Below are 25,976 nucleotides of genomic sequence, written 5' to 3'. Positions count from 1 at the left end.
TGCCATCCCAACGCGGGTGCTGCTGCGGTATGGTCGGTATGCCATTCCACCCAGGCCCGTCCATGCAGATCGCCGTCTTCAGTGCCCGTCCCTACGACCGTCGTTTCCTGGATGAGGCGAACCAGCGCGATGCGGCTGGGGACGGCTTTGCGTTCGTGTACTTCGATGTGGCGCTGGACGTGCACACGGCCGCGCTGGCGCAGGATTGCGCAGCCGTATGCGTGTTCGTCAACGACCGCCTGGATGCGCCGGTGCTGCACGCCCTGCATGCGATGGGCGTGCGGGCCGTACTGCTGCGCTGTGCCGGCTTCAACAATGTGGACCTGGCTGCCGCGAAAGCGCTGGATCTGTTCGTCGCACGCGTACCGGCCTATTCCCCGGAGGCGGTGGCCGAGCATGCGTTGGCGCTGGTGATGACCCTCAACCGGCAGACCCATCGCGCCTACAACCGCGTGCGCGAGGGCAACTTCATGCTGGATGGCCTGCTCGGGCGCACCTTGCATGGCCGCACGGTTGGCATTGTGGGTACCGGCAAGATCGGGCTGGCCACCGCGCGCATCTTCAACGGCATGGGCTGCACCGTGCTGGGGCACGATCCTTATCCGTCACCCGCGTTCGGCGGTATCGGCGAAATGGTCGGGCTGGATGAACTGCTGGCGCGTGCCGACATCGTGTCGCTGCATTGCCCGCTGACGCCTGAGACTCATCACCTGATCAATGATGCATCACTGGCGCGGATGAAGCCGGGCGCGATGCTGGTCAATACGTCGCGCGGCGCACTGGTCGATACCCATGCCGTGATCCGCGCGCTGAAGTCGCGCCGGCTGGGTCATCTGGCCATCGACGTGTACGAGCAGGAAAGCGCGCTGTTCTTCCAGGACCTGTCTGGCGAGATCATCGACGACGAGGCCTTCCAGCGCCTGATGACCTTCCCGAATGTGCTGGTGACCGGCCACCAGGGCTTCTTCACCGTGGAGGCGCTGCAGGAGATCTCGGCGATCACGCTGGGGAATCTGCAGGATTTCGTGGCCGGGCGGGTGTGCGCCAACCGGGTAGAGGCGGGCTGAGCCGGATGGATTGACCGCCGGGGCGCCCAGCCCGTAAAATCGCGGGCTCCGCCGGAATAGCTCAGTTGGTAGAGCGGCGCATTCGTAATGCGTAGGTCGCAGGTTCGACTCCTGTTTCCGGCACCAGGTTCAAGCTTCAAATTAGCTTAAAATTAAGGGGTTGGCCGGATTTCCGACCAGCCCCTTTTTCTTGCCTCCCCCGGTCCATCCCGGGAAAAACAGGGATTTCCAGGGATCGTTTTTCCCCACTTTTTCCCCAGCCCATGACCGGAATGCTGCCCATCCTGCGCGCCATGTTCCCCGACAAGCCGCTCTTGTCGGTCGAGGACGTGGCGCGGGTGCTCAACCGAACGGGGGCCGGCGGCTACGAGCAGACCCGCGAGCAACTGGCGGCCGGCGTCATCGTTCCGGGCCTGCGCAAGCTGGGCGGCAGTTGGCTGGTCCCGGTGACCGCGCTCGCCGAGGCGCTCGACGGGCTCACAGACACCGACGCGGCCGGGCAGGCCACCCCCAAGTCACTGCCAACCCGGCACACGGTCACCCGTGCCAACCCCATCGTGCCGCGTAAGGGGGGGCGGGTTCCTGACCGGGCCAAGCACATGGCACTGGCCGACATGACGTCCTTGGCCTTTGCATTGACCACCTTTGATGCAGCGGAGTTTTGGGGCGAGGTGCTGGCCGTGCTGGGGCAGCCTCAGCAGCGCCCTGCGCTGACCGCAACGCCCGCCGACTGCTTCGCCGAGCTTCAGCCCTGGGTGCGGCAGGACGGGCGTTTGGTGGGCCATGTGCAACTGCTGCCCATCGAAGAGCGCGACAGGGCCTTGGAAATGGGCGAAATCTGGGAGGCCCCCTTGGTCGACGCCCTGCTGGAGCCCTGGGTCAGCATGGAGGCGCGCGAGCGATTCGATGACGCAATGGAGGCGGCACAGTCCGCGTTCCAGGCGGCGTGGAGCGAGGTCCGCAACCAAGCCCGTGCTCAAGGCTTGGACGAAGGCCTGCCGCCCGCGGCGGGTCCAATCACTCGCACGCCGTTCCGCTTCTAAGCATCTGCAGTCCCCTCAGATACTGATGGTTGCCAAGCATGTCGTTTGATTCAAAAGCAAAGACCGAAGCGGCGCTGATCCGTCGCTATGCCGACCGCTACGGGCACGCGGACGACACGTTCGCGGGCGGGTGGGGCGTGCCATGGGGGAAGCTGATGCGCGTGCTCGACAACGAACTGGCCGTTGAGAGAAAGCAGCGCCAGGAGCTGGCGGCCGGCAAGCGGAAGGCGGTGCGGACGGACACATGGACCGCCGCCGAGGCCGCGGGCCTGCTGAACATGACCTACGAAGCCTTCAACGCGTGGGCTCGAAAGACGGGCGTGGTCGTGGACAAACCGGGGCAGGCACGCACCCATGCCGCCATATCGCTGGTGGATCTTATTGACGCCGCTGAGGACGAGAAAAACCGTCCGAGCGGCCGCCCATGGCGGGACGCGAGGGAGCCAGGCCATCTCTTGGGGGCCACGCGAACGTTGCCAGAAGGCTTGGCGACGTTTCGAGAGCAGCTCAATGGCGACCTCCTGCTCACGATTGGGGTCGATGAGCGAGGCGAGCGGGTGGTGGCGTCGGTGAGACCTGGTCAAACCTTGGGCGCGAAGGATCACCTTCGGATGTTCTTCCGAGGCAAGAGCATCGCTGAGGTTGATCAACACAACTACTTCAAACTCGAGGTCGAGAAGTGCGGACTGGCCGACGCGTTCGGCATGCCTTGGGCACAGCCCGCACTGAAAGACGCGTTGCTCCAATGCCACAAGGACTGGCTGGGTGCCGTTTCCGACTACATGGCGTGGGAGGAATCCCTGGCCATCAAAGACGCATCGGAAGCCCGGGCTGCATTCGATGCCGAAGAGGACCCGCAGGCCGCGCCAGCCATGGTGCTGAAAGCGCGCGAAGCAGAGCGACTGAAGGACGCCAAGATGGCACTCACGGCCCGCAACGAAGCGAGGGCGGAGCTGCTGGACGTCTCGCTTCCCGCCCCTGCCCCGAGCAGAAAGGGAACGCCCTTTTAGACGGTCCTTCAGGGGCGCAACGCCCCTGTCTCGCCGGCTGCCCGCCGGCTCGGTCGTGGAGAGATAAAAGCGGGGAGGCAGCGGCTTCCGCCGCCGCCCCAGCGTGGCTGGATGAATGAGGATTCAGGTCCAAGAGGGGAGGCCCTCTTAGGGCATCGAAGCGCGCGGATCGTGACTGGAAAATGGAGCCACACCAGCACGGAGACAGTCATGCAACCGCTCATCCTCTCGCTCGACCCCTCGCTCTCTAACCAGTTCTCTAACGTAACCCCGCAGGTCCTCGCCGACGCCTTGGCCGACGTTCTGCCCCACGCATTGGGCCTGCTTGCCGCCGACACCAGCACGTCGGTCATCGTGCCCAACCGCGACCTGCGGGGCGTACCCCCCGACCAAGTGCTCACCTTGCAGCTGGCAACGCTGAACAGCTTCCTGGACATCGAAGACGCCGCCAACGGCTAAGCCAGCAGCGCAGCAGTAAACCTGGTCAGTCTGGCCGAACCCCAAAAAAAAACGTTCGCGAAACGCGGCTGACCAGCCGTGCTGGCGGAGCTTTGTCCAAACCAAGGAATCGACATGACGCAGCAGATCTTTACCTTTCACATCACCGCTTCTCTTGACGTCACCGCATTGCTGCCCAGCCACGCTCGGAGCATTGAAAGTGCTGAAGCGCTGATGGATCGCATCGATCCCCAAGAAGCCGCGGACGCATTGATGACTTTCTTTGATCTGAATCGGATCGAGACGCGCATCAGTTGCTCGGAGGGCGATGCCATCGCGGAAGAGGTGCCGCGGGTCGTACTTTCCCGCAGGCGTGCAGCTCTCTTGGAGTTTCCTGCGATCCAGCATCCCGATCAAAAAGAGGGATGTGTGGAGTTGACGGGGGACGGGTTGGCGACCAAAAGCTATGCGATTGCTGCGGCGACCAAATCTGAAGCGCTGGAGAAGTTTCGCAAGCTTGACGCGGTGCAGCTCAATGCCACGCGGTGGCAGGTGTGGGGAGTGACCTTTTACGACGACGTCGAGTTTACGTTGGGAGGAAACCTGTATGCCTTTCGCGTCGATGAAGAGACGCTTGAAGCCATTGCCGAGCACATCGAACTAGAGCTGTAACTGTCGAGGCCTGGCAGTCATCTGAGGCCCAACCCCAAACCCTTTCGCGACGCGGCTGACCAGCCGTGCTGGCGGAGCTTTGCCTAAAAGCCCTTCAAACCTGGAGATTTCCCATGAACGCTGTTGCTCGCCCCCTCCCTGTTTCGACCAAGCCGAAGAAGCCCGCGAAGAAGCCCAAGCAGACCAGGCTTTCGCTCGCCGTCGCCAACAACGTTGGTTACGACCGGGCGCCGGAAGGCATCACGACCGAAACCTGGCTCACCCCGCCGGAGATCGTCCACGGCCTGGGTCCGTTTGACCTGGATCCCTGCATCCCGCAGCAGGGCATGCCCTGGCGCACGGCCACCCGGATGCTGAAGCCCAGCGACGACGGGCTCAAGACGCCCTGGCCAAAGTCGGCGTTTGTGTGGATGAATCCGCCCTACGGCGGGCACAAGAACAGCCCGACCAGCCAGCACCGCTGGATGGAGAAGGCCGCCGAGCATGGCAACGGGATTGCCCTTGTGCTGGCGCGGATGGAAACGAGCTGGATGCAGGAGTCGGTGCTCAACCACCCCAGCGTTTCAGCGGTGGTGTTCACGAAGGGGCGTCTGTCGTTCTGCCGCCCGGATGGGACCCTGGGCACGAGTTGCCCGGCGGGATCGGTGTTCATCGGCTACGGTGCTGCAGCCGCGCGCAGGCTCAAGCGGGGGGTGGAGTCTGGCCTGATTCGCGGAACCTACCTCGACATGGCCCACGTGAGCCGGGTGGCGGGCGCTGACGTGGGGGCGGCTAACGATGAATAAGCGCACTCCGAAGAAAGCCAAGCCGACCTCCCGCCGCAACAATGCTTACCAGCGGTTGTTGAAGGCTATCCAAGCCATCCCCGGGGAATCGCCCAGGGAAAAGATGCGCAAGTTCACCGCGCTTGCGCTGAAGGTTCTCGTGCTCAAGCAGGCGGAGTTGGCCGTCGGGCGAGGTGGGCCTTTGGCTCCCTGGTGCGACTTGACGCTGCTTGGGACCGATGTGGATGGGACCGAGGATTGGTGCCTCGAGGCGGGCCAGGCCTATGGGGGCGCAGTGGAAACCTTCGAGCCGTTCGAATGCATCCTGGGGCAGCTCTTTGGAGAGTTCGTGGGGAATGGGAATAAAAACGACGCTCAATATTTCACCCCTTGGGACTTTGCGAGGGCGCTGACTGCCTTTGCTCCAACTCCTCAAAAAGACAAGTGGTCCATGGGTGACCCCACCTGCGGAGCCGGCACGCTGTTGCTTGCGAAGCTTCACGAACTGGTCAGGAACGATCCGAAGGCCCTTCTGGGGCTTACCGTGAAAGCGAATGACCGCGATCCGTTGTGCTCGGCGATTACAGCCCTGCAACTGCTGTCAAACCAGGTGATTTGGAGGATGCCCATCGGGAGCGTGGTGGTCGAGTGCAAAGACATCATCACTCAATACCTGGAAACGCGGGTGGTGTTTTGGTCTCTCACGCGAGATCGGTTCATCGCCATGGATGAGGAGATCCGGCTCGAGAAGGCCAACCGGGTGACGGGCGCTGACATGGGGGCGGCCAACAATGAATGAGGTCACTGCGCTTGTGAAGGCCATCCGCGCCATTCCTTCCACTCCTGGCAAGCCGTGGAATCCGCGGGTTGCATTCGAAACGTTCGTTCAGCACGCACTGATGTCAATGGCACATATCCACGCAGACACCAAGGGTCACCTCGACACCAAAGTCCTTGCTTTTGGACCCTTGAAAAAAAATGTCGAAGAAGCGCCTGAAGTGGTAGCAGCCATCAACGCTTACATCAAAGCGGTCTTCGCAAGCAGGCCGTTTGACGATGTCCTGGGACGGGTCCATGCCGAGCTGCTGGCCAGGAAGGGTGGAGAAGGGCTGGGTCAGTCTTTCACTCCCGGCGATCTTCTCGATCTGGTTCAAGCCCTTGCCACCAGGCATCGGCCTGGTGGGAGCGGAGCCAAGGTCTACGACAGCTGTTGCGGCGCTGGTTCGCTTGCCCTTGCCGCGATCAGGAGTCAACTGAAACACCTTCCAAGCGAAAAAATCCTGGTGCTGGCGGGGGACATCGATCCGTTGTGCGCAGCGATGACGGCTTTGCAGATCCACGCGAATCAAACGTTTCATTTCTTGCCGCTTGGGGCGGTCAAAGTCACGGTGGGGAACGAACTGATCGGTCCCAGGCGCCCCGGGTTTTGGTCCCACTTCCACCTCTACGAGTAGAGGCCGGAGGCCCGCCTTTCCCTCTTCAAGACTCGGCGGCGAGCAGCCGCCGGCTCTTGCTTCAAGCCGCTTTTGCTCTTGTTTTTCCTAACAGGTAACAAGCACCTGTTACCCCCTTGTTACCCGTGAAAGCCTTGTCCCATAAGGAGGTAACAAGGGGTAACAGGGTAACGGGTGGATCGCGAGCTCCCGATGGATGTATGCATGGATGTTGTGAGCGGTGAGTGGATTTTTCTTGCGTGGATCTCTTAAACCACTTGTTACCTTGTTACCACCTGTTACCCCCAGTAAACATAAGGGTTTGAAGGGTAACAAGTGGGTAACAAGCACTTGTTACCTCCAAGGCTGATGCTTGAGGTATTTCACACTTTCAAGTGTTTCTGGAGCATCAAAAGCAGAAACGAACATCCGTTGGCGCGAGCCCTTGCCAGTTCCGTAAAGCCTGCTTAGATGGATTTGTGGCCACAACAGGACCACAAATCAAGAAACGGAGCAGGCAGTGAAGACGAAACGCGAAAAGACCGCACGGGATGAGTTGTTGAAGGCCCGGGTCAGCAAAAGTTTTAAGGCGTTGGTGGAGGAGACGGCGGTGGCCCGTGGGCAAACCTCTTCCGAGGCCATGCGTCAGGCGCTTCAAGAGTGGGTGCATCGCCCCAGTCAAGCGGCATAAAAAACCCCGGGTGCGAACCGGGGCGTTCACAACTAGGGATTACAACATGAAGAGTAAGTCGAAGACTGGCCCTGTCAAGGGCGGGGAGGCCAATGGCGACGCCGTTGATCAGGCTCCGAAGAAAAAGGGCAAGGCCTTTGGGGCCGAAGCCAATCCCAACGACGCCACGGATGGCCTGGGTGTGATCGGGGAAGACCTCTCGTTTGAGCTGGCCTATGCCGACGATATGCGCCGCGGCAACCAGTTTCGCATCGGCGGCAAGATGGACAACGGCGAGATCGACGTTTCCCTGTATCAGTGGGATGAGTCCGAAGGCATCTGGGCCCTGCAAGCCACCCGGGAAGTAGAAGCCCACGCGTTGGACTGGATGCGCAAGCACGCCCCGGAGGACGCCAAGCAGAGCAGCGCAACCAGCTGCGTCAAGACGGCCATGCTCGAAATGATCCGCTTGCCTGGCATGAAGTTGCCTGAAAGCCAGCATCGGGCCATCGTGCCGCTGAAGGGCGGTTACCTGGAGATCCTCAAGGACGCTAACAAGAAGGCCTACATCGAATACCTGCCGGCCGACCCCAAACACGGGATCACATCTCTTGTTCCAGCGAAGCTCAACCTGGACCAGGTGAAGTCGGGTCGTTACACCCCCAAGCCGTTGGACCCCAAGTCGCGGTGGGCCAAATATCTGGATCGCTTCATGCCTGACATGGCCGTGCGAGGGTTGCTTCAAGAAGCCATGGCGTCGTCGGTCATGCCGATGTGCCTGGAAAAAGCCTTCCTGTTGCTGGGAAGCGGCAGCAACGGCAAGAGCACCTTGCTTCACGTCCTGCGAGCCATCCACCCCAAGAACACTGCGGTCCGCATCGACAAGCTGGATGGGCAGTTCGCCATGGCACCTCTCGCTTCCAAGACTCTTTATCTGGCGACAGAGGCGCCCAAGGTCCTCTCCGATCCTATCCAGCAGGTCTTGAAGGCGCTTATCTCGCGCGATCCCATGTCAGCGGAGAACAAGGGCAAAGATGCCTACACCACGGTGCCGCGCGGCACGCTCTTCCTGGCACTGAACGCCATGTTCTCGGTGACGAGTCACGAACACGGCTTCTGGCGAAAGATTTGCATGATCCCGTTCAATGTGCGCCTGGCCGAGAACGACAAGGACCGCGATCCGGACTTCCACAAGAAGCTGACCGAGGACCCGGCGGAAATGGCCGTGATCATCGACTGGCTGCTGGAGGGGGCCATGCGCCTCATTGAGCGTGGCGGCCTGCCCGAGGAAATGCCCGAGGCCGTCAAAGCGCTGGCCGAGCAGACCCGGCACGAGACGGACACCACGGCATCTTATTTCGCCGAGCGCATGGTCATCGAAGAAGAAGGCACGTGGACCGACAAGAACGACATCTATGCAGACTACCGAAACTACGTTCTGGATGAGCTGGGCCGCAAGCCGGTGGGTGCTGAAGAGCTTTGGAAGCGGATGCGCGAACGGATGCCGGGGCTCCAGCAGAAGCAGAAGAAGGCGACGAAGGGATCGAAGGCCGAGCGCTGGGTCAACCTGCGCGTGGGGGGATTGAAGCCGCGCCTGGAGGGCGGGGCTCCCCAGTCCATCCCGGACGAGGAGGTTCGGTTGGGTGACCCTCTGAGCAAAGAGGCCATGGAAGCCATCGACCTCCTGTCGGGCGCACCGATGGCTGAAGCCGCGTAGGCCTTTACAACCGGCGACGTTGCGCTATTGCAAAGGGGTATCCAAACCAAAACGGAGCCCCCATGCCATCGCCCAACCACATCCCCGACGACGCGTTCCCCGAATCGGCCATCAGCCTGGCCGATCTAGAGAGCCCAGAGACACCGGAAGCGGACCCGCAATACTTGCTCGTGCAGAGCGGGTTTGGTCTCCATGTCCGTCTGGGAAAAGACGGCGACCAGGGATTGCGCAGCGAGGACGAAATCGCCGAGCTGGTGCGGCGAGCGTTGTATCACCGCAAGAGTCTGACCCTTCATATCGAGTTCTGACCCGACCCCACCCACAACCACCCGCTTGGAGGCGCAGGAGGTTGAAAAAGATTTGAGGCAACCACCCCATGTCCAAGTATTCCGATCTCATCCAAGCCACCGCCGAGCGGATGCTTGACCTCATGAAGCAGGGCACCATCCCCTGGCGCCGGCCCTGGAACGACCCCGACGCCCCGCAGAACGGCTCGATCAACGGGCCGTGGAATCCAACCTCGGGCAAGTCCTATAGGGGCTCGAACACACTGATCCTTCTCGGGGCGCAGATGGCCCATGGCTACAACGACAATCGCTGGCTGACCTACCGGCAGGCAGAAAGCATTGGGGCCCAAGTCAAGCGCGGCGAGAAGGGGCAGCAGATCGCCTACTGGGATTTCAGCAAGACGGGCAAGGCCAAAGACGATGCCGAGCCGTTGACCGAAGGCGAAGAGAACAGCCGATACCAGGGACCATCGGTGTTCGTCGCCACGGTGTTCAACGCCAGCCAAATGGACGGTATGCCCGAGCCCCCGCCGCCCTTCATCATGCCCGAGTCGATCCGCAACCTGCGTGTGCGGGAGTTGTTGGACAAGCACCAACCAAAACTTCATCACGATGGCGGGAACAGGGCCTTCTACTCCGTTGCTACCGACAGCATCCACGTTCCGAAAGCCGGCAGCTTTCAAGATCCGATTAGTTATGCGTCAACCGTGCTCCACGAACTGGCCCATTGGACCGGGGCCAAGCACCGGCTCGACCGCGATCTAACCGGGCGATTCGGGACGGAGGGGTATGCCAAGGAGGAACTGGTGGCAGAGCTGTCCAGCCTTTTCATTTCCGAGCGCCTGGGGATTGCCCCGGGCAAGGAGCACGAAGAGCAGCACGCCGCCTACCTGCAGTCTTGGATGAAGGCCCTCGCCGACGACCCCAGGACCCTGTTCCGCGCAGCCAGCCAAGCGGAGAAGGTCATGACCTTCCTCGACATCCCGACGTTCGAGCGTGAGCCGCTGCCCCAGGTCAAGAAGGAGCAGGGCATGGAGCAGGGGCGAAAGGCGGAAGCCGGCCGAAGGTATCCATCGCGACGCAAGGAACGCCAGGTTGCTTAACGCAGGTGGGGGATTGACCTTTAGAGGTTTCGAGTTAGAAATGAATGTGTCGGGGCAAGTCCCGGCTGTGGTCCGATTCCTTCTCCTTCTAACTGATAACTTTCTGAGGGTGAGCGGTTAGAGGGTGGTTGGGTGGTTATCCTTGCTGTTGTTAGAATCCTTGGTTTCCGACGATTGCCGTCGTCGGGGTGGAAAGAATGCTTAGTTAACCGACCTGAGAAATCACTAACTAAGCGCCATGTTGTTTCTTGAGCTTCTTGCGCTGGATTGAGAGGGGTGGCGAAAGCCACCCCTTTTCTCTTTGCGGCCCCTTGCGCATCCCCCTTTCTTTGTTAAGACATGAGTATCACTCACCAAGCGGAGGAACCATGGCTGGCAACGTCTTTTCAAATCTACTTCGACCCTTCATCCGTCAAAAGGACACGGAACTACCAAGCGTGGCTTCTTCTGAGCCGCCTGAACCCCCCGTCCGGGAACGCTTGGATGGTTCAAACCAGCGGCCAGTGGCTTCAGTGGAGCCGGTAAACGTTTCACCCGGTGAACGTCCTCAGATGATCCCCTCTTCCAATCGGACTCGGTCGGGTCAACAGAGCGCTCTGCAGGCCCAGGGGGCGATCCCATCTTTTAGTCGGACCCGGTTGGGATCGCAGAGTGCGCCCCCATCGTTCAACGATGAGGCAACGGATCGGTTAGGGAATGCTTTGACCTTCGTTGACCTGAAGGGGCGCTTCGAGGATGAGGTGAGGCAGGCCATCGAAGACGGCGCCGATGTGAAAGGGTATCGCGACTCGCGCGGCGATTCCGCCTTGCATAAATGTCAGGAACCGTGGCAGATGGAGCTGCTCATCTCGGCTGGGGCGGATGTTCACGCGTTGGACAAACAAGGGCGTTCGCCTTTTGATCGCCTGTTGAGCACCTACCAAAGGGAACCCGCTTGGTCCGAAAAACGTACTGCGGAAGGTTTGGCGTTGTTGGCGAAGGCCGGAGCGGATGTCAATGCCCTGAGCCAAGGGCAATCCGCTCTGCATGTCGCTGCGAAGCGAGGGCTTGAAGGCGATATCCACATGCTTGTCGATGCCGGCGCCGACGTGAATCTGCGGGCGGACGGGGGAGACACCCCGCTCCACCTGGCCAGCGACCCAAGCGTTGTGCTGCGCTTGCTGGATGCCAAGGCCGATCCCTCCCCGCTGAACTCCAATGGCGAGCCAGCGCTAAAACATGATCCTATGCTTTATCGAGAAAGTATTCGGAACCACCGAGACGATTTTTCGCCGCGTGAGCGCGTCGATGCGGCGACCGACCCGATTTTCCTGGCCGAAACGCCCAGCGAGCTTGTCGCTGCGTTGGGGCAGGGCGGCAGTGTGAGGGACACCGATGCGCTGGGCCGAACCCCGCTTCATTACGTCAAAACGGGGGAGATGGTGCAGGCGTTGGTGTTGGCCGGCGCCCAGGTTGACGCAAAAGACATGGAGGGAAACATTCCTGCCCATACCGCGGACGAGCGCGCGATGGAAGAGTTGGTCGATGGGGTGGGGCGAGGCGTTCCCCAGCACCACGTAGAGAACGACAGGGGGGAAACCCCTTATGCGACCCGGGATTACTACCACGAGGATCGGTATTGGGATGCCGAAGCGGAAGAGCAGGCCGCGGAAAAGGCGGAGCAGACGAAGGAGGCGCAAGACCGCGTGTTCAACATTGTGGCACTCATTGAGGCCGGCGACGCCAAACGTCTGCTGGAGCAGGTGGATCCCAACGAAGAACTGGTCAGTCGAAACCGAACGTTCAACATCGACGGAGACGAGGGCTGGGCTTACAACGACTATGCCGGCTACAGCGTCCTCCATGAAGCGGCGAAGCAGGGAAACACGGAGCTCTGCCGAGAACTGGTGTTCGCAGGGGCGGATTGGAACAAAGAATGTAAGCTCGTCGGCGAGCAAGGCTTTGACAACCATGTCAACGGCTTTCGAAACGAGCCTGGCATGAAGCCCATCGATTTTGCGAGCAACCGAGAGACCAAGTCGTTCTTGAACAACGCTGAGAACGAGCTGCGAGCCCACAACCGATCCAAGCTCTTGGACGAGCTTCTTCCCGCTGCCAATGCTTGGAAGCCACCGGAAGGCGGGTTTGCGGCCGACGCCCAACGCCAGGTCGGTGCGGCCATGAAGGCCCACGGGCAGGACGGCCAAGCCCAGGAAGCCCCTCGCTTGCGAGCGCGCTTCTAAGGCCAAGGGAAAGGGTGGCGAAAGCCGCCTTTTTCTTTTCCATATCCCCTTGCGCATCTTCTTTTCTTTGTTATGGGTATTTCTACCTACACAAAAAAGGAAGATGTATGCGTAATCTTTGTTTGTCGGCCATCGCCGGTGCGTTGTTGCTCTCTGCGGGGTGTTCCAGTCAACCCAGCGTCGCTGCACTTGAAAGAGAAGCTGCGCCCACTGCGGTGATTCTGTTGGGCGAGGTAGACCTGCCCAAGGACGCGACCCTGGATGATTTCCCCAGCCTTCTCAATGCCGGGGGCATCCCTTGGGAGAAGGTTCAAGAAAGAAAGGTTCAGCTCGAAGGCTCCGTCGACCGTCCTTGGAGCGACGGCCGTTCGTTGGCCGTGACCGCTGACGTTCTCGGCCGAACCACCCGGTTGATCGTGCGGGCTGGCGACCAGCCACGGCTTTCATCGCCGGCCATTTGTGTTCGCGGTGTTGGGTGGGATGCCGTCGCGTCGGATATTTCGGAAGCGCATCCCTGTAAGTAACGACAAAGGCGGCGAAAGCCGCCTTTTTCTTTTCCCGATCCCCTTGCGCAAACCAAACCTTTTGTTATGGGTAGTGCAACCCATTCGGAAAAGGAGGCCTCATGCGCGTTTTGGTTCTTTCTCTGGCCCTTGCCGGCCTGCTCCCCTTGACGGCCTCCGCTGCGGACAACAGTTCCGCCCGTCGTTACGGCACCAGTGAAACCTTGAGTGTTCAGAACGCCCGTCTGGGCGAGGTGCTCATGGTCCGCGAGGTCGTCCTCCAATCGGACAAGAAGGTTAACGCCGGCAGCGCCATCGGCGCGGCCGTGGGTTATGGGGCCGCTCGCGAGGTTAAAGGCGATTACCGCAGCGCCGCCAAGGTGGCGGGTGGGGTGATTGGGGGCGTCGCCGGCACGGCCGTTCAAAACGGTTTTCGCAAGCGCCGGGGCGTGGAGGTGTATGTCCGCGATCTGGAGAGCGGAAAAGTCATTGCCATTGTTCAGGCCGATGACCTGCCGATCCGCGCCGGTGACAAGGTGTTCTTGACGGGTAGGGGCAGCAAGACCCGCGTTGTGCCGATTGAGGGGCAGCGCTGATGGATGGCTCGACTCAAGCAGTGCTAGACCCGTGTTGCGGTAGCCGCATGTTTTGGTTCGACCGAGCCGACGAGCGCGCCATTTACGGCGACATCCGTTCCGAGGAACACACACTGTGCGACGGCCGGCACCTGGAAGTTCGCCCGGACCAGGGCATGGACTTTCGAGCCCTGCCATTCCCGGACGGGCGCTTCAAGCTGGTCGTGTTCGATCCGCCTCACTTGCGCAAAGCGGGGGAGCAAAGCTGGATGCGCGCCAAGTATGGCTGCCTCAACCCCAGCACTTGGCGCGAAGACCTGCGAGCCGGGTTCGCCGAATGCTTTCGCGTGCTGGAGCCTTCGGGGGTGCTGATCTTCAAGTGGAACGAAACCCAGATCAAGGTCAGCGAAATCTTGGCACTGACGGATGAGAAGCCCCTGTTCGGTCACCCCAGCGGCAAGCGTGCAGCGACGCACTGGATCTGCTTTATGAAGGGGCAGCGCTGATGGCTATATCTATTTCGGCTGGGGCCTTTGTCTGGGACGGTATGGACTCTTTGGCCGAGGAACTCCGTGCGCTTCCCTTTGCGCTCCAAATCCTGGATGGCATGGACTGCTCCCCTGCGCAACCTCACGAGCTGCACCACCTGCCAATGGCGTGGAATCTCAAGCCCAGCCAGTGGGGCCAACCTCTCACCTTCCAAGCGCGCCCTCTCAGAAGTCACCCGGGAGGCCGCCGATGGTGAGCGTGATCTTTCTGCTGACCCTGCTTGGCCTCATGGTCCTGATTCCGTTCTGGACGTTCAAGCGCTTTGGCGACGCCAAGGCAGCTTGGCAACGGGTGAGGGGCGGTGACCGAGACGCTCGCACGCACGGCCGCTTCATGATTCATGGCGCGTTGTTTGGGGTTGGGATGGTGGTTATCAGCGCGTTCTTGGCCCAAGCCACCTTCAGCATCTGGCACCAGGTCGCCACCGGGGGAGGCCTGTTTGCACTCGGCACGGTCGCGGTGCTCTGCCTGCTGGCCTTTTTCTGGAGCAAGGGGAGGTCGCGCGGATGAGTGCGTTGACGATGCTTTTCCTTTCCATTCTGGTCTTTGCAGTGTTTCTTTGCTCGGCGGCGGTTACCTCTTTTGTGGCCGCGCTGACTTACCCGACGGTGAAGCAATCGCTGACCTTCATCCGGAGCGGCGAGCGGAGCGCGTCGCTTTACATTGGTTTCGCCATTTATGGGGGGATCTTCACGGGCTGCGTCCTCACGCTTGCATTCGTGGCGGTGATAATGGCCCTCAACATTTCCAGCGCTGAGGACGCCGCTCTATACGCGGCCACCTTGCTTAGCGCGGGACTGGGCTACTGGGTGGGCCGATGACACGCGAGCCGTCCACCTTGTTTGCCCCAGACGTTCTTCCCGGGCCGGATGGCATCGAGCTGTTGCCGATGCCCGCAGACATCCGGGCCATCTACGACGCAGCCCAACGCAACACGCCTTTCAGCAAGGACGTGGACGACGCCCTGACCGCGCACCGCAACGCACACGGCGAAGCGGAGCAAATCGAGCACGCTCAGCGTGTGGATCCTGCGGATGCCATGCCCTCGGAGCGCTACCGGGCTTATGTGAGCCAACGCCGCTATGCGGTCCGCGCCTGCATTCAGGCCGGCATGGCACGAAAGGACATCGCAAGGTTCCTCGGGGTGGCTGTTTACACCTTGCAGAAAGATGCTCAAGCCCTTGGACTGCGGTTGCCGGTCTGCCAACGACAACCGAGGAGCATTGCAGGGCACTCGGTTGAGGAAGTGCTGAGCCTGCTCCACGAACTGGGCACCCGCACCCGTGTGGCGGCTCGGATCGGCGTCACGCAGCAAGCGGTTAGCCTGTTTTGCAAGAAATACGAACTGGACATGCCGCAAAACGGAAAGAAGGCGGTTGTTCTGGCTCGGCGCAAAGAGGTGCGCCGGTTGAGCGAGGCCGGCCTATCGGTGTCTGAAATGGCGCAACAGTTGGCCGTGCCATACGCGTGCATAACGGCCGACCGCAAAGCGCTGAAGCTGCCGCCTGTGCGTCTGCCGGCAGAGAAAATGACCCTCTTGGGCTTGAGTCGAGCAGAGATCGAGGCCCTTCTTGCTCGATTCCAGACCATCAAGGCAGTGGCGTTGCATCTCGGAACTAGTGGGGCGCATGTGTCCTCTTACATGAAGAGAGCCGGCCTCAAAGCGCCACGGGACGGGCGATGCCGCCAGGCCACTACACCATCGACCGACCGCAAACCGCTGAAGCTTCCGGGCATGCGTAAACCGGCGGAGAAAATGACCCTCTCGGGCTTGAGTCGAGCAGAGGTCGAGATCCTGCTCGCCCGATTCCAGACGGCCAACGCTGTGGCTCTGCATCTGGGGGTCAGCGCGTCGTCTATATCTGTTTACATGAAAAGAGCGGGTCTCAAAGCGCCGCGCGATGGGCGACGTCGTCAGGCCACTCCATCATGATTCCACGCAAAGGCTTCCTCGGCGGCCGCTCCCCGGCCCAGGTTCAATCCTTGCTGGACGAAGGGGTGACTCAGCGCGCCTTGGCCCAACGCCTGGGCGTCACCCACCAAGCCGTGAACCGCTTTGTCCGGCGGCACCGCCTGGCGGGCTCCGGACGGCAGGCGTTCCGGGACCGCCAAGCCCGCGAGCTCGCTGAGCGTCGCCAGCAGGTGCAGCGGCTGGTCCGAGCCGGGCTGACCTCGGTCGAGGTGGCCCAGCGCTTGGGCGTGTCGCCGGCCACCATCGGCTTGGACCGCCGAGCCCTTCGCTTGGGGCGTGTCCTGAAAGGGCCGGAGCACCGCACCTTGCGGGGGCTGGGCCTGGACCAGGTTCGGACTCGGTTGAAGGTGGTCAGCCGGGCTCAGTTGGCGCGGGAGCTTGGGATAAGCAGTTCAGCTGTCTACCGCTACTGCAACTTGGCCGGGATCGCTTCGCCTAGATGTGAACAGTGAACATGACAAGGCTGGAGCCAGTATTTTCGAGTCGGCCAGTGACCTTTACTGCGTCCAGTAGGCTCAGGTGGTCGCCGTCAGTTCCGAGTAGGCAATAAGCGTCATGCCGGTGGTGACGAGCAAAAGGATCGACATGACGATGGGAACTCCCCATTGATGGAAACGAAGCCGCGTTTGCAGTTGCTCGATCATTGGGCGCAGCTGGTTGTAGGTGGGCAGTGCGCGTTGCCGCAGCATCTCCGATTCGGCTTTCAGTTCAAAGCCCACCTGGCGAAGTGTCAGAACGTGAGCGGCAACCAGCATTGCAGCAACTAGAAGAAATACAAAGGACGCAGTGAGAAGGGCGTGGTTAACTACGGTGTAAGCCGCATCCGTCTTCATCTGGCTCGCAAGCAAGCCTTGCCCCACCGGAATGGCTATGAGCTTGGTCATGGCGTCGGAGCTTGCAGCATTCATCTTGACGACGAAATCGAGCTTCCGGCGCTCAAACTCCTCTCTTGCCTTGTCGAAGTTGAACCCAGAGGCATAGATGTCGAAGTCTGACAGGAACGCCTGCATGATCTCGCCCCACGATCGCAGTAGAACTTCGAAGCGCTGCTCGGTGGGGACATTGAATAAAAACCTGACGAGAACACGCTTGATCGCGTCGAGCCGACCAATCTTGAGGTGGTCATCAAAAATCGCGTGACGTGATTGCGATAAGTCCTCTGCCGAAGGAACATCATCGAGGAGCCACTGGCTGTAGGTGAGCGGGATGCTCAACTTGCGGCCAGTGAGAATGATGGCTGTGCCTGGGCCGCCGATGCCCGCGCGGAAGTCATCGGCCACCCGCTTGAGGATTTCCGCGAACTCAATACAACGCAAGTAGGCGGCAACAAGGCTGGGGACTTGGGCCTCGCCGAGCGCATAGTCCTCTTGGAGCAAATAGAAGGTTTCCGGTGCTTCGACCTGGAACCGCCCCATGTTGTATGAAAGCAGAGCACCAGTATTCTGCGCGACGACCTCGCCAGCCTTCGAAACACCGTGCACTACAAGTTCAATCTCAGATCCATGTTCAATGCCCGCAACCCCTGACGGGCGCTCCTTCCCTTCAAAGACCGTGGCGACGCGCCGCCCGCCTGCCTCGATGGCGTCGATAAGGGCCGACACTTCAGCAGATGACTCGGTTCGCACGATCAAGTTGGCACCTGCGATCTGGCAGGTGCGGCTCAAACGGCATAGGCCGACGATTGAATCGAATGCTGGCATGTCAGGACTCGTTGAGTTCCTGGATCAGTTTTTCAGGGGCGTGCTTGATAACAACAGTCGTTCCGTCAAGATGGACGTGCTCCTGCTTGAAGGAGTAGGTCATCTTGAGTGAAAGCTCCTTGCTCTTGTAGTTGATATCGGACAGTGCCTTGATGGACGTGGCATCGGGAAGAAATCCTGCCGATGGGGCGCTTTCATGGCCGTTGAGGAAGTGAACGAACGCAGCAGGCTCATCGGGCCAGATTGCATTGGCCAACCCCTCGAAGTCATCTAGCCGAGGCGATTCGCTTTTCCTCAGGCCCTCAACGTAATCAAATGCTCGACGCTGGAGGTCGGGCACGTCGCCGGCTGGCATTGCCCCGGCATCCACCAAGCTGCTTGCGAAATCTTTCACAACCAGCACAAGCTTCTTTGATTCTACTTTTGAGTCTTGATCGACTTTGCAGCCCACGAAATCTTGGAAGTAGTCGGACGGGCCCTCGTCTTTGTTCTTCTTTAACACAAAGCTGAGGTAGCGTTCTCCGCCAGCAAGCCAAGCTGCCAAATCGATTCGGGCGGCGACTTGGAGGCGATCCAAGTTCAGATATGGCGCCCGCACGACCTTGTCGAGGTCGTCAGAAAAGATGGCTCCGGACTGAGGGTTCAACTTCGCAACCATCAGCATGTCTCTCTGCTGATGTGTATATCGAAGCATCAGCATGTAGCCGCCGCCAGCAAAGATGACGTCGTTCATCGAGACAACCAATCGACGGCCTGCATGAATCGAGAACTCGATGAAGGTTGTCTTTCCATCCAAGTGGTCTCTGAGATGGACGCTGAAACGGTAGTTGTCCTCATCCTCCTCAAATGATCCGGCAAATCTGGAGCTGCGATTGTTGTAGCTGTCGAGGAGGGTGAGCATCAACGAGTTAAGCTCGTCCGTCCTTGCGAGCTCCCCCTTGGCCTCACCAAGGCTCGCTCCCTTAACGCCTCTGTCCTTGTTCACCTTGTGTGCTACCGCATTCAGGATTTCCATCGATTCCCCCTGTTCATTCCTTGAGATAGAAGTGCGGCCGACTAGAAGGGCCTATGCAATATGCTACACAGATCGTGGCTTGGATGGATTCTTCGGAACTGTGCCAATGTTTTGGCGCATGGTGAGGCCCACCTGTCTCACTAGGCGAGATATCGGCTACCAGATCGGTTGGCTGGTCAATGTGGACCGTCCGCCTGTCCGGGTAGGGTGCCGATCGAGCGGGGTGGGGCGGTGCGTATTGTCCCACTTCGGGAAAAGGGCCCAATGCTACCCTCGGAAGCGCCGATCATTCGCGTCGAGGCAGTTTGGTCCTCGGTCCGCCGATCGGCTATAACCCTTGCTTGCCCTCAACGGAGTATTTGCCTTGGCCTTGACCACCCTTCAGTCGATCAACGCGGAAATCAAACAACTCGAAGCCCAAAAACGGTTGGTGGAGAAACGCGACGGTGAGGTTCCTAAGGCCATCGCGGTGCTTCAGAAGTATGCGAAGCTTCTCAGTGCTGCCCAGCGTCGCCGGATTGCTAAGCTCATTGGCGAGGCCATCGACGTCAAGCCGGCGCGAGCCCCCAAAGCCTCTACTGGGCCCCTGAAAGGCCGAAAGCTCGGCAAAGTCGCCCCCAAGTATCGACTCCCGACGGGAGAGACTTGGGCAGGCCGAGGGCTGGCACCCAAGGCTTTCACGGCATGGGCCAAGTCGGCCGACGGCAAGGCGTGGGCGCAAGCCAACCCTGGGGCCAAGTTCCCGCCCGCCGCTGGGAAGGTGAAGAAGGCCGCGTCTAAGGGAGCTGCGAGGGTGGGGAAAGTCGCCAAGAAGGCAGGGAAGGCAAAGCCGATTCGGAAACCTGCCAAGAAGGCCAAGCCGAAGCCGGCTGCTTAATCCCGTGGACAAAGGCTCTGCAAATGCCCGTGCCAAGGCGTTGGCCGCTGCACACGTGTTGCTCGACATGGCCGACGGAACGCTCTTGCAAGAGGAGGCGGGAACGCGATTGCGCACTGAGTTTGGGCTTCACTGGTCCGCCTTGACGTGCGTCCAATACTTGTCAGGGAAGGACGCGGTCGCTGCATTGGCCGCCCTTCCGGGCGAGTGGAGCGAGCAGGGGCGGACGAAATCGGATCTCCTCCAAGCCGTGGTCATGGCCCTGGCGATTGTCCGCGAGGCGCGCGGCAGTCGCGGAGGGAAGGTCTCTGCCAGCAAGCTGTCCCTGCGCCTTCAAGAGGTGCGAGCCGCGGCCGTGGGGCAGCCCCCGGGCGTGGAGCCTTGAGTGCCAATGCGACGGCTGCACAATCCGGATGGATGGATTGGATCGCCGAGCGCCTGCCTGTCTGAAAGAGCGTCCTGTGCCCAGAACGGCGTGCCTCGGGCATGCCGCTTACGATCACAACATGACGGTTCGCTGCGGCTCAGCTGAACATTGCTAGTTGCGGTTGTAGCCGTTGCGGGACATCAAGATCCGCTTCCAGTGCGACTCCCTCTTGTCGATTTGGCTCTCTTGGGAGCGCCGGTCCATGACTTCGAGGATCGAGAAGCGGAGATCGCGCTGGCGATCTGTGGCCTTGATGCCGAACTCTTGGACCAAGGCCTTGTTCCAGCCGTGCCCGGTGCTCGAATACTGGCACCAGCGTCCCCAGATGCCGGCGTCGCCGTCTGCTTTTCCGACGTAGAGCAGGCCGGTCTTGCTGTCCGTTAAGAGATAGATGCCTTTGACACTGGAAAGAGCCGCACGCCAAGAGTTGTTGCCGCTGGCAACGACGCGGTCCAGGGTATCTTTGTCGATGTCCACTTGACCGAACCCAGGGAACTCTCCGTCTCCCAGCTTTTCTGCCAGAAGTTCGTGCACCACCATGTCTCCTGAGAGGGTCTCGCCTCTCAGATAGGAGGTGCGGCTGACGTATTTCCCCGTCACGAAGAGGCGTCCTTCTAACGCCAGTGTGCTGTCGATGCGTTCCAAGGTGTAGTCAACGTGGGGCGTTCCGTTGGCATCCACATCGGGCCTGCTTCCCACGGATCGGAAGAGGCCGGCGAACATCCAGCGGTAGGTGTTGGGGATTTGGACGAGGGACAAGACCAGGTCCCGGTCAAAGTTTCGCTGCCGCTGCCAGCATTGCCAATCGTCAAACCGGCCGTCCAGCCAGACATCGATCGGATCGTCGATCTTGTTGTTCCGGGCCAAGTGAACCTTGGTGCGAGCCGGATCAAACGAAGGTTCGTATAGCTTGATGAGGTCATACAGCAGCACGTGCAATCCCTGGCGGCAGTCTGGACCACCATCTTCCCACTGCCAGCCGCTTCTGAACCAAGGCCCGGAACGCTTCAGGGGAAGGAGCTGGTCCCGTGCGCTTGTGCCTGCACTGGTTGCATCGGGCATGCGCGGCCACCACATTCCCGGATACGTCTCGGCCCCCATCCTGCTGGGCGACCAGGTGCTCCGCGGTGCATTGAAAGGCTCGAGCCTTGCTGGGCTTCAGCCCGAGCTCTGAAGGAGCTGCGAGCCACATCGGCAGGCCGCAGTAGTAGCAGCGGCCGAACTGGGCATGGAAGGCAGACGTGCGGAGGGATTTGCGGCGTTTGGTCGTCATGGATGGCTCCGGAATCGAAAAAAGATTCCCGCGCCCCCATTGGGTGGACCTCGGGCACCCGGAGCCTATTGGCTATGCGGGCACAACACCGACGCTTCTGCGACCGGCGATTGCTTTTTAGCTCACTCGTGCCCTCGGTGCAAGCGCTTTGCGTTGGCCCCTGCAAATCTTGTTGCCCGATCCCCTTGCGGAAATGGATTTATCGAGTATTGGTGAAGTAAGCCCAAGCCGGGCCATATCCCTTTTCCCCAATATCCGAGGAGGATTTTTCATGCGCAAGACCCTTTCTTTTTCTCTGGCCTTGATGGCCGCGTTTTCTGCCACTTCGGCGTCCGCCGCTGACGTCACCGAAGACCTGATGATTTCTGCGACCGTGAACAACGAGTGCAGCCTGCTCGTGACCCAGCTGGGCGGCGGTGAATACAACGGCTTGGCGTCCGGCACGCAGGGCTATTCCAACGGCGCGTTGCTGGTGCGTTGCAACCAGGGCACCGCCTTCAGCATCGTGCCCGGCGATGGGTTGAACTACGGTGCCGCGATTGCTCGTCCCAATCACCGTGCCGTGTCGGATGGTGCCGGAAACTTCGTCGCCTACGGCCTCTTCAAAGATCCTGGTGCCAGCCAAGTGTGGGGCAGTGGGGCCGATGCTTGGGAGGGCGTGGGAACCGGTGAGCAGCAGATGATCGGCATCGGTTATGCCTTCTATGATTTGAACAAGGTGCCCGGCGGGACCTTCTCCGACACCATCGCCGTGACCCTGACTTACTGACCCTCAAAGGGTTTCTACCAAACCCCCGAAGTTTCGGGGGTTTTCTTTTGAAGTTGGGTTGACAACTTTAAATGTTTTGGTTGGATCAAAGGATGTGATCGGTTTGGAGGAATGATGTTGAAGCGTTCGTTGGTGGTTCCATTGTTTTTGCTGTGGACCGCTCCTGCTTGGGCGGGCAACGTGTCGTTGTTTCCCACAAGCATCGTGGCCCCGGCTTTAGAAAAGGCAGCAGCGGTGACCTTGGAAAACCATGGGGAAACCCCCGAGCGCTTTCAGGTGACGGTGCTGGACTGGTCCCAAGATCCCAGCGGGCAGGACGTGACCGGCCCCGCCAAGGCGGTGATCGCGGCACCGTCCATTGTCGAAATCCCGCCTGGGTCACGCCGGGCCGTGCGGTTGGTCCGCACCCAAGGCGTCGGCACGCCCGGCTACTACCGCGTGCTGCTGCGCCAGTTGCCCCAGCCGTCCACGGCGGGCCAGGTGCAGTTGTTGATCCACCAGAACCTGCCGGTGGGGTTTGAAGACGCCAAGGCCGGTCCTCCGGTGCTCACGGCCCGCCTGACCGCCAACGGCCTTCTGCTGACCAACACCGGTTCGACCGCCGCGCGCCTGACCGCCGTCGGTCCTCAAGGCATGCCGGCATGGCGCGAAGGGGCGCTGGGATGGGTATTGCCGGGGCAGAGCAAGCACGTGGAGCTCAAGCCTGGCCTCAAGGCGTCCACGCTCTCAATCACGGTCAACGGGGCTCCCGTCGTCGTCCCCGTGAACTGAGGGCGACACGTGCGGCGTGGAAGCGTCCTGGGCCTCGCGCTGGCCCTGTCCATCGGCAGCGCTCACGCGGCCATTCCAGACGGGGTGGAGCCGGTGCTGGCCGCGCCGATCCAGGCCAACGGGCTGCCCGCCAAGGACCCGGTGTTGCTCTGGCAGCAAAGTGGGGCCTGGGTGGCCGAATCCACGACCTGGCAGCAGCTCGGCGTGACCCTTCGCCCGGGCGAGGAAGGTCAGGGCCTGACCGACCAAGCCTTGGGCGTGACCGTGGCTTATAACCCCGAGAACGCCACCGTGCAGCTCACCATTCCCGCTGACCGCAAACCGGCGCAGCAGCTTACCCAGCGCGACACCCCGGTTTCTCAGGTGTCGACCGCCATCGGGGGCGTCTTGGTCAACTACAACCTCGCCACCCAGATTGCAGGCGGCCAACAAGCGACGTCCTTGGCACTGGAGGCGCGCACCGGAGGGCGTTGGGGCGTGGTCTCCACCACCGGGCAGCTCAACCAATCCACCAACGGGTTTGGCATGCGCCGCGGCATGACCGCTTGGCAGAAAGACGACCTGCCGCGCCAACGGACTTGGCAAGCCGGCGATGTCTACGCCACGCCCCGCATCGGCCCGGTGGCGCTGGGCGGCATTCGCCTCGCGAAGGACCCGGCAGCGCTGGATCCGCTCACGCCGACGTGGCCCGTCCCGACCTTGGGGGGCATCGCGTTGGATCCGGGGCAGGTCAAGGTCCTGTCCAACCAAGCCGAAATCACGCGCCAGGACGTCAACGCCGGCCCCTTCACCGTGGACGGGCGAAACGTGGCCTTGGGGGCCAGCCAAACGGATGTAGTGGTGCGTGACGCCTACGGCCGGGAAACCGCCGTTTCCACTGCACGGCTCTACGTGGCCCCAACCCTGCTGCGTCCTGGACTCTCCGCTTGGGAAATCGCGGCCGGACAAGTCCGCGAAGACGAAAACCGCTACGGCACGGCCGGCGTCAGCGCGTCGTGGGCCAAGGGCGTCAACGACCGCTGGACCATCCGAGCCGGTGGTCAGGTGGACGAGAACGGCAAGGGCAACGTCACCGTGGGTTCCACCTGGGCCCCGGGCACCTGGGGCGTGCTCGACGGGGAGGTGGGGCGCTCAAGCGACGGCGGGACGCGTTGGGCTGCTGCCTACGACTACCGAGGGCCCACCTTTGGCCTGCGGCTGGAACACGAAGAAAACGACGGTTTCTGGCGACTGCAGAGCGAGACGGCGCTGCCCATCGCTTCGCGCACCCAAGCCAGCGTTTCCTACCGCCCGGATCGCCGCTTCACTTTGCGTGGCATCTACAGCGCCATCGACACGGGGCGCTCCAGCCTGGCCTTCGCTTCCTTGGGCGTGAGCGCGAACCTGGGCACTGCAGGCCAAGTGTCCGCCAACGTGCTCCGAGACCTCCAAGGCGACGATCTTCAAGTGTCCGCCAGCTACACCTACCGCTTCGGCAGCAAGGCCAGCGTGGGCGTTCGGGCCCGCCAAGCTCCAGGCCAGGATGCCCTGACCACCCGAGCGACCTACCGCACCGAGGGCGGCCTTCGCTTGGCGGCAGAGCACGCCGAGGGCGATCAGGGCAGCACCCGGGCCACGGCGGATGCCATGACGCGTTACGGCGACGCCCGGATCATGGTGGACCGTTACGACGGGCAAACCTCCGTGGCGGCCAACTTCTCCGGCTCCGTGTTCCTGGACCACCGCGGCGTGGCCTTCGGGCGACCCGCCTACGCCAGCTTTGCGGTCGTGGACGTGCCTGGCCAGGCGGACTTGCCGGTTCGGGTCAACGGAGCGCCGGTCGGCCGGACCAACAAGCAAGGCCGCGTCTTGGTGACCGACGTTCCCTCCTTGCTGCCCACCACGGTGAGCCTCAAAGACAAAGATCTGCCCGTGGGCGTGGAGATCGGGGAGACGGAGAAACAAGCCGTGGCCCCCCGTCAGGGTGGCGTGCGGGTGACGTTCCCCTTCCTGACTCGGAACGCCAGGGCCTTCACTCTGACCGGAGCCAACATCGCGCCGGGCACCGTGGCGTCCACGCCGAACGAGCAAGCCATGGTCGGCTACGATGGAGCGCTCTACCTGGAACACCCCGAGTCTGGGATGCCGGTGGAGGTTTCCGGCGTGTGCAAAGCCGTGTTGCCGTCGCCGCTGCCGGGCGTGGACGAAGTGGCGAAGTTAAGGTGCAACTAGCCGCTCAGGTCTCCCTCCCGAGTGGGCGGCACCCCTAGCACCCTTGCCTTTGCAGCAATGACTGCGCAAACGGTCGACCCACAAGCCGGGCAAACCGCAGGCTTGAGAAGCCTCTCTGGCAAGATAGGAACGATGGCCTCGCATTCGCAGCGCAGCCCCAGGGCTTCAACCTTCTGCACCCGTCGCTCCGGGTCCCCCTTGATGGCCAAATAGCTTGAGTTGCACTTGGTGTTCGGGCAGAAAACGGGCTTGTCCCCCGCTTGCTCGGCCGGGCCGAGAATGAGCACATGGCCGCAGTCGACGCATTTGCCCGTCGCGAGATCCTTGCTGGCAGCGATCAGCGTCGAGCTCGCAACCTCTTCCAGCTCAGCGATGAGAACACGGAGCCTTTCGATCTTCGGCCGTGCGTTCGTCAGATCTTTGCGCAGATGGAGAAAGCTCCCCAACGAGTTGTAGTAACTGCGAAACTTGCCCCAAGGAATGCGCTTGGCCTCGCCGATCGGCAAGAAATCCTTGTCCTTGAAAGCGGCCTTCAAGTCACTTGAGGCAAAATCGAGGTCTTTGGGCGGTGGCGTTACCGAGATGGAGAAGCTGGCCGTTTGATCAGAGTTCGGATCGAAGGCGGCCAGCATTTTGATGATCTGGTCCGGTCGCCACTCGCGAGCAAGCTCGGTGGAAACGTCTTCACCATATGCAGCCAAGTTCTGATACGCCACGGATTCCAGGCAGAATCGTAGTTCCAGCGCGGCGTAGATCAATGACGCGTCATCGCCCCTGCTGATTAGTTCTTTAGCCGTGCTTAAACGTTCCGCGATGTTGTAAAGGGCCATAACCAAAGGTTACTCGATTGGAACTCGGGATCAAGTTAACAGCCGCCTGTAGGCGCTATCTCCCAACGCGATTGCCCA

The 25,976-nt window shown here is 61.2% G+C and carries 28 protein-coding genes, 1 tRNA gene and 1 pseudogene; 25 read left to right on the top strand and 5 right to left on the bottom strand.

Going from position 1 to position 25,976, the window contains the following annotated elements; translation table 11 throughout:
* Positions 1-62: 62 nt before the first annotated feature.
* From N7573_RS05125 to N7573_RS05025, 21 genes are all read left to right on the top strand, one after another.
* Entirely contained in the window at positions 63-1,067 is a 1,005-nt protein-coding gene (locus tag N7573_RS05125) for a 2-hydroxyacid dehydrogenase (RefSeq protein ID WP_032127570.1), read from the top strand.
* Positions 1,068-1,117: 50 nt separating this feature from the next.
* A tRNA-Thr gene (locus tag N7573_RS05120) sits at positions 1,118-1,193 on the top strand.
* 137 nt (positions 1,194-1,330) lie between these two features.
* Positions 1,331-2,110 (top strand): hypothetical protein, encoded by a 780-nt coding sequence (locus N7573_RS05115; protein ID WP_279943088.1) that lies wholly within the window; start codon positions 1,331-1,333, stop codon positions 2,108-2,110.
* Positions 2,111-2,148: 38 nt separating this feature from the next.
* Complete coding sequence (locus N7573_RS05110) at positions 2,149-3,120, top strand: hypothetical protein (protein WP_279911871.1); 972 nt, start codon at positions 2,149-2,151, stop codon at positions 3,118-3,120.
* A 210-nt stretch (positions 3,121-3,330) separates the two neighbouring features.
* Positions 3,331-3,579, top strand: coding sequence for a hypothetical protein (locus N7573_RS05105; RefSeq protein ID WP_049433835.1), 249 nt, complete (start codon positions 3,331-3,333; stop codon positions 3,577-3,579).
* 114 nt (positions 3,580-3,693) lie between these two features.
* The gene (locus tag N7573_RS05100) at positions 3,694-4,230 is read left to right on the top strand and encodes a hypothetical protein (RefSeq protein ID WP_145513063.1); all 537 of its coding nucleotides are present in this window, start codon (positions 3,694-3,696) and stop codon (positions 4,228-4,230) included.
* 113 nt (positions 4,231-4,343) lie between these two features.
* Positions 4,344-5,015: a DNA N-6-adenine-methyltransferase gene (locus N7573_RS05095; protein WP_279911872.1), complete on the top strand. Its 672-nt coding sequence runs from the start codon at positions 4,344-4,346 to the stop codon at positions 5,013-5,015.
* On the top strand, positions 5,008-5,793 hold the full coding sequence (locus N7573_RS05090) for a hypothetical protein (protein WP_279911873.1): 786 nt from the start codon (positions 5,008-5,010) through the stop codon (positions 5,791-5,793). Before N7573_RS05095 ends, N7573_RS05090 begins: the two co-directional genes overlap by 8 nt.
* Positions 5,786-6,448 carry an N-6 DNA methylase gene (locus N7573_RS05085; RefSeq protein WP_031421652.1) on the top strand — a complete coding sequence of 221 codons (663 nt, stop codon included), beginning with the start codon at positions 5,786-5,788 and terminating at the stop codon, positions 6,446-6,448. Before N7573_RS05090 ends, N7573_RS05085 begins: the two co-directional genes overlap by 8 nt.
* Positions 6,449-6,947: 499 nt before the next feature.
* Positions 6,948-7,118, top strand: coding sequence for a ribbon-helix-helix protein, CopG family (locus N7573_RS05080; protein ID WP_279911874.1), 171 nt, complete (start codon positions 6,948-6,950; stop codon positions 7,116-7,118).
* Between the two features lie 46 nt (positions 7,119-7,164).
* The gene (locus N7573_RS05075) at positions 7,165-8,814 is read left to right on the top strand and encodes a phage/plasmid primase, P4 family (RefSeq protein WP_279911875.1); all 1,650 of its coding nucleotides are present in this window, start codon (positions 7,165-7,167) and stop codon (positions 8,812-8,814) included.
* 62 nt (positions 8,815-8,876) lie between these two features.
* Positions 8,877-9,122, top strand: a complete 246-nt coding sequence (locus N7573_RS05070; protein ID WP_049433832.1) for a hypothetical protein — start codon at positions 8,877-8,879, stop codon at positions 9,120-9,122.
* Positions 9,123-9,190: 68 nt separating this feature from the next.
* Positions 9,191-10,204: a zincin-like metallopeptidase domain-containing protein gene (locus N7573_RS05065; RefSeq protein WP_279911876.1), complete on the top strand. Its 1,014-nt coding sequence runs from the start codon at positions 9,191-9,193 to the stop codon at positions 10,202-10,204.
* Positions 10,205-10,905: 701 nt separating this feature from the next.
* Complete coding sequence (locus N7573_RS05060) at positions 10,906-12,426, top strand: ankyrin repeat domain-containing protein (protein WP_279911877.1); 1,521 nt, start codon at positions 10,906-10,908, stop codon at positions 12,424-12,426.
* A gap of 107 nt (positions 12,427-12,533) precedes the next feature.
* Positions 12,534-12,950, top strand: a complete 417-nt coding sequence (locus N7573_RS05055) for a hypothetical protein (RefSeq protein ID WP_279911878.1) — start codon at positions 12,534-12,536, stop codon at positions 12,948-12,950.
* Between the two features lie 101 nt (positions 12,951-13,051).
* On the top strand, positions 13,052-13,525 hold the full coding sequence (locus N7573_RS05050) for a hypothetical protein (protein ID WP_279911879.1): 474 nt from the start codon (positions 13,052-13,054) through the stop codon (positions 13,523-13,525).
* 47 nt (positions 13,526-13,572) lie between these two features.
* Positions 13,573-14,010 carry a class I SAM-dependent methyltransferase gene (locus tag N7573_RS05045; RefSeq protein WP_279911880.1) on the top strand — a complete coding sequence of 146 codons (438 nt, stop codon included), beginning with the start codon at positions 13,573-13,575 and terminating at the stop codon, positions 14,008-14,010.
* Positions 14,011-14,242: 232 nt separating this feature from the next.
* The gene (locus N7573_RS05040) at positions 14,243-14,563 is read left to right on the top strand and encodes a hypothetical protein (RefSeq protein ID WP_180834178.1); all 321 of its coding nucleotides are present in this window, start codon (positions 14,243-14,245) and stop codon (positions 14,561-14,563) included.
* Positions 14,560-14,874: a hypothetical protein gene (locus N7573_RS05035; protein WP_180834179.1), complete on the top strand. Its 315-nt coding sequence runs from the start codon at positions 14,560-14,562 to the stop codon at positions 14,872-14,874. Before N7573_RS05040 ends, N7573_RS05035 begins: the two co-directional genes overlap by 4 nt.
* A 68-nt stretch (positions 14,875-14,942) precedes the next feature.
* The gene (locus tag N7573_RS05030) at positions 14,943-15,986 is read left to right on the top strand and encodes a hypothetical protein (RefSeq protein ID WP_279911881.1); all 1,044 of its coding nucleotides are present in this window, start codon (positions 14,943-14,945) and stop codon (positions 15,984-15,986) included.
* On the top strand, positions 15,983-16,477 hold the full coding sequence (locus N7573_RS05025) for a hypothetical protein (RefSeq protein WP_279911883.1): 495 nt from the start codon (positions 15,983-15,985) through the stop codon (positions 16,475-16,477). The genes N7573_RS05030 and N7573_RS05025 overlap by 4 nt, the downstream gene beginning before the upstream one ends.
* Before the next feature lie 63 nt (positions 16,478-16,540).
* Here the strand turns inward: N7573_RS05025 and N7573_RS05020 are convergent, their stop codons facing one another.
* Together N7573_RS05020 and N7573_RS05015 are read right to left on the bottom strand one after the other, a co-directional pair.
* Positions 16,541-17,725, bottom strand: coding sequence for a hypothetical protein (locus N7573_RS05020; RefSeq protein WP_099595995.1), 1,185 nt, complete (start codon positions 17,723-17,725; stop codon positions 16,541-16,543).
* Position 17,726: 1 nt separating this feature from the next.
* Complete coding sequence (locus N7573_RS05015) at positions 17,727-18,740, bottom strand: nucleoid-associated protein (protein WP_099595996.1); 1,014 nt, start codon at positions 18,738-18,740, stop codon at positions 17,727-17,729.
* Positions 18,741-19,104: 364 nt separating this feature from the next.
* Here N7573_RS05015 and N7573_RS05010 point away from each other — a divergent pair, with 364 nt between their 5' ends.
* A complete protein-coding gene (locus tag N7573_RS05010) occupies positions 19,105-19,617 on the top strand; it encodes an H-NS family nucleoid-associated regulatory protein (protein WP_197639583.1) in 513 nt (170 codons plus the stop codon).
* 538 nt (positions 19,618-20,155) lie between these two features.
* Here the strand turns inward: N7573_RS05010 and N7573_RS05005 are convergent.
* On the bottom strand, positions 20,156-21,106 hold the full coding sequence (locus tag N7573_RS05005; RefSeq protein ID WP_279911884.1) for a GIY-YIG nuclease family protein: 951 nt from the start codon (positions 21,104-21,106) through the stop codon (positions 20,156-20,158).
* Between the two features lie 17 nt (positions 21,107-21,123).
* Positions 21,124-21,236: pseudogene (locus N7573_RS22300) on the bottom strand (hypothetical protein); the annotation flags it as partial.
* 352 nt (positions 21,237-21,588) lie between these two features.
* On the opposite strand from N7573_RS22300, the gene N7573_RS05000 reads away from it, so the two are divergent.
* From N7573_RS05000 to N7573_RS04990, 3 genes are all read left to right on the top strand, one after another.
* Positions 21,589-22,086, top strand: coding sequence for a spore coat U domain-containing protein (locus tag N7573_RS05000; RefSeq protein ID WP_100442708.1), 498 nt, complete (start codon positions 21,589-21,591; stop codon positions 22,084-22,086).
* Between the two features lie 114 nt (positions 22,087-22,200).
* Positions 22,201-22,857, top strand: coding sequence for a fimbria/pilus periplasmic chaperone (locus N7573_RS04995; RefSeq protein ID WP_157804558.1), 657 nt, complete (start codon positions 22,201-22,203; stop codon positions 22,855-22,857).
* 9 nt (positions 22,858-22,866) lie between these two features.
* Entirely contained in the window at positions 22,867-25,068 is a 2,202-nt protein-coding gene (locus tag N7573_RS04990) for a fimbria/pilus outer membrane usher protein (RefSeq protein WP_279911885.1), read from the top strand.
* Here the strand turns inward: N7573_RS04990 and N7573_RS04985 are convergent.
* Complete coding sequence (locus N7573_RS04985; protein WP_024957532.1) at positions 25,065-25,898, bottom strand: hypothetical protein; 834 nt, start codon at positions 25,896-25,898, stop codon at positions 25,065-25,067. The two genes, N7573_RS04990 and N7573_RS04985, sit on opposite strands and share 4 nt — an antisense overlap.
* Between the last annotated feature and the right edge of the window lie 78 nt (positions 25,899-25,976).

This window comes from Stenotrophomonas sp. GD04054, assembly GCF_029836955.1.
Lineage (GTDB): Bacteria > Pseudomonadota > Gammaproteobacteria > Xanthomonadales > Xanthomonadaceae > Stenotrophomonas > Stenotrophomonas maltophilia_A.
The sequence above is the reverse complement of the archived record's forward strand: the minus strand, read 5'-3'. Positions and strand labels throughout refer to the sequence as shown.

Excerpts from the sequence above, each read along its gene's own strand:
- N7573_RS05015 (WP_099595996.1), bottom strand. The coding sequence starts at position 18,740 with ATGGAAATCCTGAATGCGGTAGCACACAAGGTGAACAAGGACAGAGGC.
- N7573_RS05050 (WP_279911879.1), top strand. The coding sequence starts at position 13,052 with ATGCGCGTTTTGGTTCTTTCTCTGGCCCTTGCCGGCCTGCTCCCCTTG.
- N7573_RS05110 (WP_279911871.1), top strand. The coding sequence starts at position 2,149 with ATGTCGTTTGATTCAAAAGCAAAGACCGAAGCGGCGCTGATCCGTCGC.
- N7573_RS05105 (WP_049433835.1), top strand. The coding sequence starts at position 3,331 with ATGCAACCGCTCATCCTCTCGCTCGACCCCTCGCTCTCTAACCAGTTC.
- N7573_RS05075 (WP_279911875.1), top strand. The coding sequence starts at position 7,165 with ATGAAGAGTAAGTCGAAGACTGGCCCTGTCAAGGGCGGGGAGGCCAAT.
- N7573_RS05125 (WP_032127570.1), top strand. The coding sequence starts at position 63 with ATGCAGATCGCCGTCTTCAGTGCCCGTCCCTACGACCGTCGTTTCCTG.
- N7573_RS05005 (WP_279911884.1), bottom strand. The coding sequence starts at position 21,106 with ATGCCCGATGCAACCAGTGCAGGCACAAGCGCACGGGACCAGCTCCTT.
- N7573_RS05065 (WP_279911876.1), top strand. The coding sequence starts at position 9,191 with ATGTCCAAGTATTCCGATCTCATCCAAGCCACCGCCGAGCGGATGCTT.
- N7573_RS05090 (WP_279911873.1), top strand. The coding sequence starts at position 5,008 with ATGAATAAGCGCACTCCGAAGAAAGCCAAGCCGACCTCCCGCCGCAAC.
- N7573_RS05045 (WP_279911880.1), top strand. The coding sequence starts at position 13,573 with ATGTTTTGGTTCGACCGAGCCGACGAGCGCGCCATTTACGGCGACATC.
- N7573_RS05000 (WP_100442708.1), top strand. The coding sequence starts at position 21,589 with ATGCGCAAGACCCTTTCTTTTTCTCTGGCCTTGATGGCCGCGTTTTCT.
- N7573_RS05085 (WP_031421652.1), top strand. The coding sequence starts at position 5,786 with ATGAATGAGGTCACTGCGCTTGTGAAGGCCATCCGCGCCATTCCTTCC.
- N7573_RS05025 (WP_279911883.1), top strand. The coding sequence starts at position 15,983 with ATGATTCCACGCAAAGGCTTCCTCGGCGGCCGCTCCCCGGCCCAGGTT.
- N7573_RS05035 (WP_180834179.1), top strand. The coding sequence starts at position 14,560 with ATGAGTGCGTTGACGATGCTTTTCCTTTCCATTCTGGTCTTTGCAGTG.
- N7573_RS05070 (WP_049433832.1), top strand. The coding sequence starts at position 8,877 with ATGCCATCGCCCAACCACATCCCCGACGACGCGTTCCCCGAATCGGCC.
- N7573_RS05095 (WP_279911872.1), top strand. The coding sequence starts at position 4,344 with ATGAACGCTGTTGCTCGCCCCCTCCCTGTTTCGACCAAGCCGAAGAAG.
- N7573_RS04995 (WP_157804558.1), top strand. The coding sequence starts at position 22,201 with ATGTTGAAGCGTTCGTTGGTGGTTCCATTGTTTTTGCTGTGGACCGCT.
- N7573_RS05055 (WP_279911878.1), top strand. The coding sequence starts at position 12,534 with ATGCGTAATCTTTGTTTGTCGGCCATCGCCGGTGCGTTGTTGCTCTCT.
- N7573_RS05040 (WP_180834178.1), top strand. The coding sequence starts at position 14,243 with ATGGTGAGCGTGATCTTTCTGCTGACCCTGCTTGGCCTCATGGTCCTG.
- N7573_RS05115 (WP_279943088.1), top strand. The coding sequence starts at position 1,331 with ATGACCGGAATGCTGCCCATCCTGCGCGCCATGTTCCCCGACAAGCCG.
- N7573_RS05030 (WP_279911881.1), top strand. The coding sequence starts at position 14,943 with ATGCCCGCAGACATCCGGGCCATCTACGACGCAGCCCAACGCAACACG.
- N7573_RS05100 (WP_145513063.1), top strand. The coding sequence starts at position 3,694 with ATGACGCAGCAGATCTTTACCTTTCACATCACCGCTTCTCTTGACGTC.
- N7573_RS04985 (WP_024957532.1), bottom strand. The coding sequence starts at position 25,898 with ATGGCCCTTTACAACATCGCGGAACGTTTAAGCACGGCTAAAGAACTA.
- N7573_RS05020 (WP_099595995.1), bottom strand. The coding sequence starts at position 17,725 with ATGCCAGCATTCGATTCAATCGTCGGCCTATGCCGTTTGAGCCGCACC.